Raw genomic sequence first — 12,913 nt, forward strand, 5'->3', positions numbered from 1 at the left:
TCGTCGATCCGTGGCCAGCCGCGCGCTCATTGCCCGCCAGCGTCGGTCTCGTCGGCGAGTTGCAGCCAGATTTCGTTACGCCGCAAGAACCACGGCGTAATCGGCGGGTTGTAGCGCGAGTAGATTGGCACGCCCACCCATGCCAGGCCTTCGCGCTTCAAGGCGGTCTGCAATTGGGCGAGGTGGGTGTCGTAGTTGGCCGCTGACCAGCGGCCGGTATAGCGGATCACGGCCACGCGTTGTGGCGGCTCCTGGCGCAGCGCGATGCGCGGGTCGAGCGGTAGCGGCGCGTTGTCGAGCGTCACACCGCGCGGCAGCACGAACTGCACGCGGTAGCCGCCCGCCGCGCTGGTTTGCGTGACGGGCGCGGTCATGGCCATCTTGGCCGGCGCCGCGGCCTGCGTCACCGGCGCCGTCATGGCGAGCCGACGTTCGCCCTTGTTCTTGCCGAAGATGTAGCCGGCCAGGATGCGAAAGCCACGATTGCCGGTGTCCTCCGCCGAGCCGCTCAGCACCACCTCGGCCACCACGTAGGATGGGTAGTGGCGCACCTCGATGGCACCGATGCGCCTGGCCACCTCGTAGACCGGCTCTTCTATGGCGTGGCTCGGCGCCGCCGCCATCGACAACGTGGCGACGAGAAATACCAAGCGCGAGATGCTGCGCATCATGCCGGGGCGCTCCGCGATGAATGCAGGGAAATCGTCATCCGGCTTATACGCAACGAGCAGCGCGCGGGATCACTCGCGACAGGTCCGCGTGCCGCCGCGCTCGGCGCGGGCGACACGCGGGCCTGCGCTATCAGGCCGCCGCCTCGCTGCGCTCCGGCTCCATGACGAAGCCTTCATAGCCTTTGTCGGCCGCTTCCTTGATGCGTGCGTAATAGGCCGGGCCGCCGAGGTGCACGGCGAACTGGCGATGCTTGCCGGGAATGTTGGCGCCCACGTACCAGGACTCGGTTTGCGGGTAGAGCGACATGTTGGCGACTTCCGCCACTTCGCGGCTCCAGCCGACGTCCACGCCCGGCGCCGGCTCGATGGCGCCGATGCCGTGCTTGCGCATGTTGAGGATGCAGTCGCGGATCCAGTCGGTCTGGCGCTCGGCGCCGAGCGGCATGTTGTACAGCACGCACGGCGACTCCGGGCCGTGGATCATGAACAGGTTGGGCATGCGCGGGATGGTCAGGCCCAGCCACGAATTGAAGCGCTCCTTCCAGCACTCGGCGAGTGACACTCCGCCGCGGCCACGCGGATTGATCTTCTGCAGCGCGCCGGTGATGGCATCGAAGCCGGTGGCGAACACCAGCATGTCGAGCGGGTGCTCGCCGCTCTGGGTGCGCACGCCCGTGGGCGTGATCTCGACGATGGGGTCTTCGCGCAAATCGACCAGGCTGACGTTGTCACGGTTGAAGGCTTCGTAGTAACCCTCGTCCATGACCTGGCGCTTGGTGGCGATGAGGTAGCTCGGCATGAGCTTGCGCGCCACGTCCGGATCTTTCACGGTCTGGCGAATCTTCTCGCGCACGAACTCCGCCAGCCATTCGTTGGACTGCTTGTCGGTGAGGATGTCGCAGTAGGTCGATACCAGGATCGGCCCCAAGCCACCTTTTTGCCACGCCGCTTCGTAGGTCGCGCGCCGTTGCTCGGGGGTGTGCTCGCAGGCGCGGATGGTGCTCGGCACTTCCGGCGCGCCGATCGGCGTGGACAACATGATCTCGCGGAACTTCGGCCAGTTGGCGCGCGCCTCCGCCACCAGCGCCTGGTCGGTCGCCGTGTTGCCGGCCGGCACCGAGTATTGCGGCGTGCGCTGGAAGACGGTCAGGTGCGCGGCGTCCCGGGCGATCACCGGCGTCGACTGGATGCCGGACGAGCCGGTGCCGATGATGCCGACGCGTTTGCCCGTGAACGATACCGGTTTGTCGTTCGGCCAGCGGCCGGTGTGATAGACCTCGCCGGTGAAGCTGCCGAGGCCCGCGATGTTCGGCACATGGGCGGCCGACAGCGCGCCCACCGCGCACACCAGGAACTGCGCACGCACTTTCTCGCCCGTGCTGGTGTCGATTTCCCAGCGCTGCGCGCCTTCATCGAAGCTCGCGCCGGTCACGCGCGTCGCGAGCTGGATGTCGCGCCGGAGATCCAGCCGGTCGGCGACGAAATTGAGATAGCGCAGCACGGTCGGCTGGTCGGGCTGCTTTTCCGGCCAGTCGAACTCGCGCAGCAGCTGTTCCGAAAACGTGTAGCAGTAGAACGGCCCGCCGGGATAATCGACGCGCGCGCCCGGGTAGCGGTTCCAGTACCAGGTGCCGCCGACGCCGGTCGCTTCGTCGTAGACGCGGACCTTGAGGCCCTGCTCGCGCAGGGTGTGCAGGGCATACATGCCGCCGAAGCCGGCGCCGATGACGATGGCGTCGAGTTCCTGCGGACTCGTGGATGGTGATGCGTTGTTGGCCATGGCGCGGTTCTCCCCAGAAGCGTCGGATGGTTGTGAGCGGTCGAGTCTAAAGCGGATGGAGGGCGGCGACAGCGGTGTCCGGCGCGACCCTCGAAGGATAGTGCTAGCCCCAGTGCGCGCGCAGGAATTCACCGATGCGTGCAATCGCCTGCTTGCCTTCCGGCAACAGCGGATGGAAGGCATGCCAGACGTGGATCATGTCGTCCCAGATCTCGAGCGTGCTGGCGACTCCCGCCGAGCGCGCCGCCTCGTGCAACACCAGCGCGTCGTCGAGCAGCACTTCGTCGCGCCCGACCTGGATCAGCAGCGGCGGCAGGGCGCTCAGATCGGCGCGATTGGGCGAGGCCAGCGCTGATTTCGGGTCGGCGCCGTCGAGATAGGCGCCGGCCATGAGCGTGATGTCGGCGCTGGTGATCATGGGGTCGGCGGCAGCGCGGGTCTGGTAGGAGGCATTGCTGCAGGCCAGATCCGACCACGGTGAGAGGCAGGCCGCGCAACGCGGCAGCGGCAGACCGTGATCGCGCAGCGCGAGCAGGGTCGCGACGGTGAGCCCGCCGCCGGCCGAATCGCCGGCGATCGCGAGGCGCTCGGCCGCGTGGCCCTGCCCGAGCAGCCACTGGTAGGCGGCCCGCGCATCGTCGACCGCGGCCGGAAACGGCGCTTCCGGCGCCAGGCGATAATCGGGCAGCAGCACGCAGGCGCCGGCCGCGCGCGACAGTTCGGCGGCCAGCGCGCGGTGGGTATTGGGCGAACCCATCACGTAACCGCCGCCGTGCAGGTACAGCAGTACGTGGCCGGCGTCGGCGCCCGGCGCGCACAACCATTCGGCGTCGCGGCCGGCGACGGTGCGCTTCTCCACCGCGACGTCGTCGGCGACGCGAAACGCGAGTTTCTCCATCAGCGCGCGACGCTCGGCGATGGACGTCTCCGGCGGCAAGGCCTTGGCGCGCAATAATCCCTTCAGCTTGATGATCTCGGCGCTGGCCATGGTGATGGGCTCCTCGTCAGGGGTGTTCAAGAATCGCTTTGCTGCGGCACCCGCGTGTGAAGTCCAGCACTTCGAGAGCGCCGCGCGCATGGTGCGGTGGACCGGCCGTGCCTCGAACCCCGCTGGCGGGGTCGCGCTGTCGAGCGGCGATCACCGCTCACGCTAGCACGCCGGCTCGCGTCGCGGCTATTGCCCGCCAGGGGATGCCATGCGGGTCTCGCGCGCCGGGGTGCGGGCCGTGTTCGCCAGGATCTCGCGCACCAGGCGCGGCAGCACTTCGCTGGTCTCGATCTTGTTGATCAGCGCCCGGATGCGGCCACTGTCAGCGGCTTCCTGCAGGGCCGGCGTGACGTAGCCCGAGCTCACCACCACCGGCAGCGTCGGCTCGAGTTGCGCAAGTTCACGCGCGAGGTCGAGGCCCGACAGGCCGGGCATGTTGAAATCGGTGACGACCAGGTCGTAGGCGTCGGGCGCGCGTCGGATCTCTTCCAGTGCCGCCAGCGGATCGGTGGCAACGCTGACGCTCACACTGTCGTCGGCGACGAGCTCGCGCACCAGCATCGTCATGGCGGGCTCATCGTCGATGTACAGCACGCGTCCGCCAATCTGTTCCGGCAATTGCCCTGCCGCCGGGTGCAAATCGTGCACGCTTGCCGTCACGCCGCGCGCGACCGGCAGATGTATGCGGAACACCGTGCCCTCACCCGGCGTCGATTCGACATTGATGGCGCCGTGATGGGCGCTGATGATGCCATGCACGACCGACAGCCCGAGCCCCGTGCCTTCGCCCATGGCGCGCGTGGTGAAGAACGGCTCGAACACGCGGGCGCGGGTCGCGGCATCCATGCCGATGCCGTTGTCGCGCACCGAAATGCACAGGTATTCGCCAGCGCCGAGACCCGCGCCGAGCAGGTTCGTCACCGCCTGTTCGAGGTGCTGGGTCTCGATTTCGATGTGCACGTTCGCTTCGCGACCCTCGATGTCCCGCACCGCATGCCAGGCGTTGGTGAAAAGATTCATCACCACCTGGTGCAGCTGCGAGGCGTCGGCCATCACCGCCGGCAAGGCCTCGGGAATGGTGGCGGTGATGGCCACCCCGCTCGGGATGGTGGCGCGCAGCAGGCGCAGCGCTTCGCGCGCCACCTCGGCGAGGTCGACCGGTTCGAAACTCAGCGGTTTGCGGCGGCTGAAGGCGAGGATCTGTTCGACCAGCGTCTTGGCGCGCTGTCCGGCCTGCTCGATGTGCTCGATCTTGTCGATAAGCAGCCGCGGGTCCTTCGATTGCACGCGTGCCAGCTGCGCGTTGCCGAGGATCACGCTCAACAGGTTGTTGAAGTCATGGGCGACGCCGCCGGCCAGCGCACCCAGCGATTCCATTTTTTGTGCTTCCCGCAGTTGCGCTTCGAGCTGCCGCCTTTCGGAGACGTCCTGGAAAGTGCCGAAGATACGGACCAGGCGGCCGTCCGCATCGTGCTCCAGCTGGCCATGGTCGGCGATATGCTTGACGGTGCCGTCGCCGGCCACGATGCGCGCTTCGCATTCGAAATCGCGCCCTTCGCGCAGCGCGCGCTCGATGGTGCGGTGATAGTTGTGCTTGTCTTCGCGGTGAAAGTAGCGCGCATTGTTCTTGACGCTGGGCACGTAGGTGGCCGGGTCGAGCGCGAAGATGCGATACATCTCGTCCGACCACCACACCGCGCCGCTCAGCTTGTCGAGACTCCAGGATCCGATCTTGGCGACGCTCTGCGCTTCGTTCAGGCGCTCCAGCAGCAGCGATTTCTCGCGCTCGCGATACTCGGCCAGCTGCTTGGCGGCCATCAGCGCGGTTTCGGCGCGATGGCGCGCCTCGATGTCCGACACCTGCGTGACGTGGTACAGCGGGCGACCGTCACGGTCGCGCACCAGCGACACGCTGACGCGCACCCAGCGGTAGGCACCGCTGGCGGTGAGATAACGTTTTTCCTGGTGCACCTGCGCGATGTCGCCGGCGTGCAGTTGGCGGATCAGCGACACCGTTTCCGGCAGTTCGTCGGGATGAGTCAAGGTCTGGAAGTCGGTCGCCAGCATTTGTTCGGCGCTGTAGCCGAGCAATTCGCACAGTGCGGTGTTGACCTTCAACCAGCGGCCGTCGGGTTGCACCAGGGCCATGCCGATGGCGGCCGATTCGAAGGCGGTCGTGAAGCGAGCCTCGCTGCCCTCGAGCTGCGCTTCGGCGCGCTTGCGCGCGTCGATGTCCTGCACCTGCGTGACCTGGTAAAGCGGCTGGTTGTTGCGGTCTCGCACCGACGCGACACTGACATGGCACCACACGCTGTGGCCGTCGCGCCTGAGGTAACGTTTCTCGATCGTGCCCACCGCCAGTTCGCCCGCCAGCAGGCGGCGCTGCATTTCGCGGCTGGCCGGCAGGTCTTCGGGATGGGTCAGGCTCATGAAGCTCATGCCGAGCAGTTCGCACAACGCGCGGTTGACCTTGAACAGGCCGCCGTCGGGCCGCACCAGGATCATGCCGATGGCGGCGAGATCGAAGGCCACGCGGAAGCGCGCTTCCGATTCGGCGAGTTCCGCCTCGGCGCGTTTGAGCGCGGTGATGTCGATATCGATGCCGACCATGCGCAGCGCGCGACCCTTGTCGTCGCGCAGCACGCGTCCGTGGCTGGACATCCAGCGCACTTCGCCGTCGCCCTTGACCATGCGCGCCTCGTGGTGAAACGGCGCGTCGCCGTCGAGCGCGGCATCGATCGCGACCTGCATGGCGGCGCGATCGTCGGGATGGATGGCGGCGATGAAACTTGCGCGGGTCAGGACCGTACGCGCCCGGTCGAGACCCGATACCGACCACAGGCTGTCGGACCATTCGACCCGGTCGGCGAGCAGATCCCAGTCCCAGGCGCCGAGCTTGGCGGCGCCCATGGCCATTTCCAAACGGGTTTCGCGCGCGGCCAGCGCGCGCTCGAGGCGCCGCCGCGCGCGTGGCATCAGCACTGCAAAGGAGAGCACGAGGCCGACCAGCAGGCCGGCGGCAGCGGGAAGCAGTCCGCTCATCGCGTCGCCTCGGATATGGGTTTCAACATTTAATATCGGCAATCGCGCCGGAATCTTCCATGAGAGGGGTCAAGCGCACGGCCCTCGGGTCGATGGCGCGCTTCGCGATTGCGTCACGCGCGCCGACGGGGCTAGCATTTACCAACGGGTGTCGTCGTCGCGCGCCCATGGGTATATCGAGCATGACCACAGCCCCATCCCTTCGTCCGCCCGGGTGGCCGCCTTGACCTGCTGCGTGGTCGCGCTCGCCCTCGCCATGCAGATCATCGAGGCATGGCGGCGCGTGAAATCCTGGTGCGGCATCAAGCCGCGCGACACCGTGGCCAGCCATGGCCTGGGCACCGTGATGGCCAACCTGGTGACGCGCCTGCGCCATCCCTACCTGCGCTACGCGGTGTTCACCGCACTGTTGCTGGAAGGCGCCTCGGCGGGCGCCTGGGTCTACGGGCACCGCGCCCATGTCGGCAATGAGATCTCGGCGGCGGTGTTCGAGACCACCGGCTTCGCGCTGGCGCTGTGCGACGGTGACCCGGCCACGCCGGTCGCAAATGCCGGTCCTTTCGCGCCTTAGTGGGCCGTTGAATGCGCGAATGAATGCGCGTCTACAGGGCCAACACCCGCAATAATTCAGGCATCTCGTCAATCAGCGCGTCGGCGCCCTCGGCCTCGAGATCGACCCCGGCGTGATAGCCGAAACTCACGCACACCGCGCGCACCCCGGCGTTCTGCGCGGCGCGCAGGTCGGTCAGCGAATCGCCCACCATCACCACCCGCGCCAGCGCCACGCCCAGCGCGGCGGCAGCGTGCAGGATCGGCGCCGGGTCGGGCTTCTTGGTCGGCAGGCTGTCGCCCGACAGCGTCACGGCGAAATGTCCGGCGAGCCCGGCGGCGGCCAGCAACGGCCCGGTGAAGCGCGCCGGCTTGTTGGTCACGCAGCCCAGCGCCCAGCCGGCCGCGGCGAGGCGCGTCAGCACCTCCTCGACGCCGTCGAACACCCGCGTGCGCTCGAACACCCGCGGCTGGTAAGCATCGACGAAATGCTGGTAGGCGCGCGCATGCAGGGCGGGCTCGGCGTCACCGTCCTTGGTGCCGGTCAGGGCGCGATGCATGAGGCGCACCGCGCCATTGCCGATGAGGCCTCGCACCACCGCCTCGCCGAGCGGCGCGCGGCCGCAGGCGACGAGGGCGATGTCGACGGCGTCGGCGATGTCCGGCGCGCTGTCGACCAGCGTGCCGTCGAGGTCGAACAGCGCGAGACCGGCGACCGCGCTCATGCGCCGGCGGCGATGGCGGCGCGCAAGCCAGCGATGGTGGCGCGGTAGTCACCCTTGCCGAAGATCGCCGAACCGGCGACGAAGGTGTCGGCGCCGGCGGCGGCAATCGCGCCGATGTTGTCGGCCTTCACGCCGCCGTCGATCTCGAGGCGGACAGGCAGGCCGCTGGCGTCGATGAGTTCGCGCGCGGCGCGCAGCTTGGGGAGCGCCGAGGGAATGAAGGCCTGGCCGCCAAAGCCCGGGTTGACCGACATCAGCAGCACCATGTCGATTTTGTCCATGACGTGCTCGAGATAGCTCAAGGGCGTGGCGGGGTTGAATACCAGGCCGGCCTTCAGCCCGCGCTCCTTGATGAGCTGCAGGCTGCGGTCGATGTGAGCACTGGCTTCGGGGTGAAAGGTGATGTAGTCGGCGCCGGCGTCGGCGAACTCGCCGATCAGGCGGTCCACCGGCGAGACCATCAGGTGCACGTCGATGGGCGCCTTGATGCCGTAGTCGCGCAGCGCCTTGCATACCATCGGGCCGATGGTGAGGTTGGGTACGAAATGGTTGTCCATGACATCGAAATGCACGATGTCGGCGCCCGCCGCCAGCACCGCCGCGACCTCTTCGCCGAGGCGCGCGAAGTCGGCGGACAGGATCGAGGGCGCAATCAGGGGAGGCTGTTTCATGGTGGTTTCCAGCGTGCGTTGATGGAGGCCGGCGGAGCGGTCGCGGCGCACTCTAACCGATTGGCCTTGTGCACGCATCCGCGCCCCGGCACGCAAGCTTGGCGTGCAGGCGGCCGCTATCAGCACCATGAGTGCCCTGCCCCGGATCCGCGCTGCCCTGCTGAGTTGCCTGCTGTGGGCGATGATCGGCGCGCCTGGCGCGTGGGCGGCCGAGCCGCCGCCCGCCGAGGCCAAAACCGACAAGCCGGCCGATTCCCCCGCACCTGCCGATGGGGCGGCCGCGCCGCCCGCCGCCGACGCGGCCGCGGCCGGCAAGCCGCTCGACAAGGCCGAGCCCGGCGCGCCCGAGCCGCTGTTGCTGGCGCGGCTCGAAGCCAAGACCCTGCCGACCGATTTCATCAAGCTCGGCGACGATACCGCGCCCATCCTCGCCCGCTACCGCGCGGCGACCCACACGCCGGCCAAGGGCGCGGTGCTGTTCATCCCCGCTCCCGGCCGCTTCATCGGTGACGACGCCGTGATCGCCGCCGCGCTCAACCAATTGCCGCCCGGCGGCTGGTCGGTACTGGCGGTGCAGACCCCCTTGCTGCCCGCCACCGCGAGCAAGAAGCAGTACGAGGACACCCATGACCAGGCGCTGGAGCGCGCCAAGAAAGGCCTCGAATATCTCGCCCAGCAGCAGTCACCGGCGACCGTGGTGGTTGGCCGCGCCGGCAGCGTGGAACTGGCTCGCGAGGTGGCGACCGCGGCCGGCGAAGTGGCGGCGGTCGCCGCGCTCGGGCCTTGGAGCGGACAGATCGGTGACAGCAAGCTGCCGCTGCTCGACGTCAGCCCGGCCCGCGAGCGCGGGTCGGTGGCCAGTGCCGGTGAACGCAAGCTGGAAGCGAGTCGCGGCAAGCTCGAAGCCTATCGCCAGCTGGTGCTGACCGGCGCCGACCAGCGTTACATCGGCTTCGAGGTTGAAATCGCGCGCCGTATACGCGGCTTCGCCGAGCACCTGCCGCCGCCCGGCAAGGGCGCCGCGCCGGTGCCGCGCTCGTGAGCGAATCTCAGGCGCTGCCCGCCGCGCGTTGACGATGGCGGGCTAACGCCCAGGCCACGTGCTCGCGCACCAGCGCCGAGGGATGCGCGGCGCGGGCTTCGAGCGCCGCCAGCACCGCCGCCGAGCCCGGCGCGTTGCCGAGCCCCACCGCGATATTGCGCAGCCATTGCTCGTGCGAGATGCGCCGCAGCGGCGAGCCGCGCGTGCGTAGTTCGAAATCCGCTTCGCTCCAGGCGAACAGTTCGACCAGGGATGCGCTGTCCAGCCCATGGCGCGGCGCGAAGTCCGCGACTTCGGTCTTCACCGCGTAGCGATTCCACGGACACACCAGCTGACAGTCGTCGCAACCAAACACGCGGTTGCCCATCGGCGCGCGCAGTTCCTCCGGGATCGGCGCCGCGCTCTCGATGGTGAGATAGGAGATGCAGCGTCGCGCATCGAGCCGGTAGGGCGCTACGATGGCGGCGGTCGGACACACCTCGATGCAGCGCGTGCAACTGCCGCACAGATCCTTTTCCTGCGCTGCGCTCGCCGGCAGCTCGAGGTCGGTATAGATCTCGCCAAGCAGGAACAATGAGCCGTCGTGCCGCGCGATGAGATTGGTGTGCTTGCCCAGCCAGCCGAGGCCGGCATTGCGCGCCAGTGCGCGTTCCAGCACCGGCGCGCTGTCGCTGAACACCCGGTAGCCGAATTCGCCGATGCGCGTGGCGAGACGCTGGGCGAGCTGCTTGAGGCGCTGGCGTATGGTCTTGTGATAGTCGCGTCCCAGCGCGTAGCGCGCGATGTAGGCGCGCTCGGGGTCGGCGAGGGCGGTATTGGCCGCGGTCAAGGTCTCGGGCAGGTAATTCATGCGCAACGAGATCACCGACAGCGTGCCCGGCACCAGCGCCTGCGGCGCGGCGCGCAAGGCCGCGCGCTCGCGCATGTAGCCCATGCTGCCGTGGTACTCGGCGGCGAGCCACGCGGCGAGTTCGGCGTTGTCGCGGTCGAGCGTGAGACGCGCCACCGCGCACTGTTGAAAGCCGAGCTCGCGCGACCAGTGCGCAAGCTCGGCCAGCGCGTCGGCGACCAGCGTCGCGTGCGCGTCACTCGCCACGCGGGTCGGGCTGACTCATGGCCTCCAGCCGTTCCGCGAGCGCCGCCCACAGCGCGCGAAACGCGCGGCCGCCGGCGCTGTGATCGGCGTAGGCGTTGACCGGCGCGCGATGTTCGCCCATGCGCTCGATTTCGGCCGCGTAGGGAATGTAGCTGCGCAGCAGGTCGGGATGACTGGCGGCGAACTCGATGATCAATTCGCGATGCAGGCTCTTGCGCCTGTCGACCATGGAGAAGAACGGCAGCAAAAGTGCGTGGCTGTCGCTCTGCGCGGCGCGGAACGCCGCCAGCTGTTCGTAGGCGCGCAGCGAAAGATGGGTCGGGATCAGCGGCACCAGCAGCACGTCGGCCATGTTGAGGATGTTCTCCGAGACGGTCGACATGCTCGGCGCGCTGTCGACGAACACCAGGTCGTAGTCGTCGGCCAGTTCGCGCAGCATGCGTTTCAGGCGCAGCGTGCTTTTCTTGTAGTCACGCAGTTCGATGTCGAGATTGCGGTAGGAAAAGTCCGCCGGGATGAGATCGAGGTTGGCGCAATCGGTGGCGCGGATGGCACGCGCCAGCCCGCGCTTGTCTTCGAGCAGGGCCTGCGCGCCGCCTTCCATGGCGGGCCGCACCCGCAGGTAGAAACTCGCCGCGCCCTGCGCGTCCAGATCCCACAACAAGACGCGCAGCCCGCTGCCGGCGGCGATGTAGGCGAGATTGACCGCGCTGGCGGTCTTGCCCACCCCGCCCTTGAGATTGTAGGTGGCGATGACTTTCATGATTCAGCGGTCTGGAACAGCGAGTCCAACGCCGCATGGTGACGGCTCGAATCGAAATCGGCCAGTGCCCCGAGCACCGCCTCGACATCGCTCGCCGCGAGCGCCACGCGCAACTGGCGGCGCGCCGCGGCCAGCGCCGCGCCAAGCGCCTCGTCGCCCGCCGCGCGGGTCTTGAGGCTGCCCTTCAGCAAGGCCAGCTGCGCGTGACGATCGCAGATCTCGCCCATCATGGTCTGCAGCCGTTTCAATTCGGCTTCGAAGGCGGTGATGCGCTGGCGCGGATAGAGCGCGGCGAACGGCTCGATGAGGTAGCGCAGGCGTTTGCACTGTTTGCGCAGCTCGTGCAGCGCGGCGGCCGAGTAATCGTTCTCGACGACGGTGACGTCGCGCCTGACGCGGGCCAGGGCCTTGGCAATCGCCTGGCTGGCGGCGGGCGCGATGCGCGGCGCCTGGCGCGGCGGGTGATGGAGCAGCGCCAACAGCGCCGCCGGCCAGGCGCGGCGCAGGCGCGCATAGCGCGCCGAGGCGAGTACCTTGACCAGCCGCCGCGCCGCGCGCGCCCGCTCGTGCTCGAGCAGCGTCGCGATACGCGCGCGCTCTTGCTCGCCGAGCGCCGCGTAATCGGCGCTCGGCGTCCGCATGGCGAGCAACAGCACGTCGATGTCGCGCAGGTGGCTGGTGGCGCGTGACAGCCAGCGGAACTCGGCACTGAAATGCCGATCGAGGTCGCGGCCCAGGCTGCGTCGGAAGCCGCGCAGCAGCGACCGGCTGCGGCGCATCGCGACCCTGAAATCGTGCAGTTCGTCCTCCCCCGGCGCCGCGCCGCCGGGTTCCACGCAGGCGCAGGCAAGTGCGTGCTGGTCGAGCAGTACCTGGGCGAGCGCCACCGGCGCGCGGTCATGACGTGAGCGCGGCGGGCGCAAGGATGCGAGGCGCGCGGTGTACAGGTCGTCGAGAAGATGCATGAAATCGTGTTCGAGTCGGCGCCACGGCAGCGCCAGGCGCGCGGCCAGCGCCGCGGTTTCGCGCTCGTAACCGCGCTTGGGAACGAGTTCCACCAACAGCGGCGCGGCCGCCGCGTCGGCGCCGACGGCGCGATAGGTGGCGGCGATGAGCGTGCATTCGATCTTGTCGTCTTCGTTCACGCAGGCATGACGCAGGCCGCGCACCTGCCAGCGCTGCACGATTTCGAGCGGCGCATCGCCGAGCAGCTGCTCGAGGCGCGCCTGCAGGCGCGGCGCGCGAATCGCATGCACCGCGGTCGGCGCTGCGGTGGGCGCCGCGCTGATGTAAGCGGGCTGGTGGTCGATGCGCCGCAGCGTCAACAGCGCGTCGTTGGCGCGGCGGCTCAGGCCGAGGCACCAGCCGCGGTGGCGCAAGGCGAGATCGGCGCGATCGAGGATCAGTAGTTCGCTTTCATCATGCTGGCTGTGACCACCCGGCAGCGCGACCTCGAGCGCGCGCGCAAAGTCCTGCAAGGACAACGCGCTGACGAAGTGAAATATGCCGGCCATGGGATCCTCTGACGGGCCGCCGGGGGCGGCATCGCCGCTCGCGCTGGCGTGGGTGTCTCCATCATAGCAAGG

General features: G+C 68.6%; 11 protein-coding genes. 2 read left to right on the forward strand and 9 right to left on the reverse strand.

What is annotated here, in order from left to right; translation table 11 throughout:
- Window positions 1–26 precede the first annotated feature (26 nt).
- The 4 genes from IPM80_06620 to IPM80_06635 all read right to left on the reverse strand — a co-directional run bounded on the left by IPM80_06620 (window position 27) and on the right by IPM80_06635 (window position 6,481).
- A complete protein-coding gene (locus IPM80_06620) occupies window positions 27–623 on the reverse strand; it encodes a heme-binding protein (GenBank protein MBK8958097.1) in 597 nt (198 codons plus the stop codon).
- 178 nt (window positions 624–801) lie between these two features.
- A complete protein-coding gene (locus tag IPM80_06625; GenBank protein ID MBK8958098.1) occupies window positions 802–2,451 on the reverse strand; it encodes an NAD(P)/FAD-dependent oxidoreductase in 1,650 nt (549 codons plus the stop codon).
- A 103-nt stretch (window positions 2,452–2,554) separates the two neighbouring features.
- Window positions 2,555–3,439: an alpha/beta hydrolase gene (locus tag IPM80_06630; GenBank protein ID MBK8958099.1), complete on the reverse strand. Its 885-nt coding sequence runs from the start codon at window positions 3,437–3,439 to the stop codon at window positions 2,555–2,557.
- A 186-nt stretch (window positions 3,440–3,625) separates the two neighbouring features.
- Window positions 3,626–6,481 (reverse strand): PAS domain S-box protein, encoded by a 2,856-nt coding sequence (locus tag IPM80_06635; GenBank protein MBK8958100.1) that lies wholly within the window; start codon window positions 6,479–6,481, stop codon window positions 3,626–3,628.
- Between the two features lie 223 nt (window positions 6,482–6,704).
- On the opposite strand from IPM80_06635, the gene IPM80_06640 reads away from it, so the two are divergent.
- A complete protein-coding gene (locus tag IPM80_06640; GenBank protein ID MBK8958101.1) occupies window positions 6,705–7,052 on the forward strand; it encodes a hypothetical protein in 348 nt (115 codons plus the stop codon).
- Between the two features lie 31 nt (window positions 7,053–7,083).
- On the opposite strand, the gene IPM80_06645 is transcribed toward IPM80_06640, so the two are convergent.
- Window positions 7,084–7,755, reverse strand: a complete 672-nt coding sequence (locus tag IPM80_06645; GenBank protein MBK8958102.1) for a phosphoglycolate phosphatase — start codon at window positions 7,753–7,755, stop codon at window positions 7,084–7,086.
- Window positions 7,752–8,426, reverse strand: coding sequence for a ribulose-phosphate 3-epimerase (rpe, locus tag IPM80_06650; protein MBK8958103.1), 675 nt, complete (start codon window positions 8,424–8,426; stop codon window positions 7,752–7,754). The genes IPM80_06645 and rpe overlap by 4 nt, the downstream gene beginning before the upstream one ends.
- Window positions 8,427–8,553: 127 nt before the next feature.
- On the opposite strand from rpe, the gene IPM80_06655 reads away from it, so the two are divergent.
- Entirely contained in the window at window positions 8,554–9,468 is a 915-nt protein-coding gene (locus IPM80_06655) for a hypothetical protein (protein ID MBK8958104.1), read from the forward strand.
- Between the two features lie 7 nt (window positions 9,469–9,475).
- Here IPM80_06655 and queG read toward each other — a convergent pair whose 3' ends face one another.
- Genes queG through IPM80_06670 form a run of 3 tightly spaced genes read right to left on the reverse strand, consistent with a single transcriptional unit; the run spans window position 9,476 to window position 12,841 of the window.
- On the reverse strand, window positions 9,476–10,564 hold the full coding sequence (queG, locus tag IPM80_06660; protein ID MBK8958105.1) for a tRNA epoxyqueuosine(34) reductase QueG: 1,089 nt from the start codon (window positions 10,562–10,564) through the stop codon (window positions 9,476–9,478).
- Entirely contained in the window at window positions 10,554–11,327 is a 774-nt protein-coding gene (locus IPM80_06665) for a ParA family protein (GenBank protein MBK8958106.1), read from the reverse strand. The genes queG and IPM80_06665 overlap by 11 nt, the downstream gene beginning before the upstream one ends.
- Window positions 11,324–12,841: a CHAD domain-containing protein gene (locus IPM80_06670; GenBank protein MBK8958107.1), complete on the reverse strand. Its 1,518-nt coding sequence runs from the start codon at window positions 12,839–12,841 to the stop codon at window positions 11,324–11,326. The genes IPM80_06665 and IPM80_06670 overlap by 4 nt, the downstream gene beginning before the upstream one ends.
- Window positions 12,842–12,913 lie beyond the last annotated feature (72 nt).

The sequence above is a fragment of the Pseudomonadota bacterium genome (genome assembly GCA_016719885.1).
GTDB lineage: Bacteria > Pseudomonadota > Gammaproteobacteria.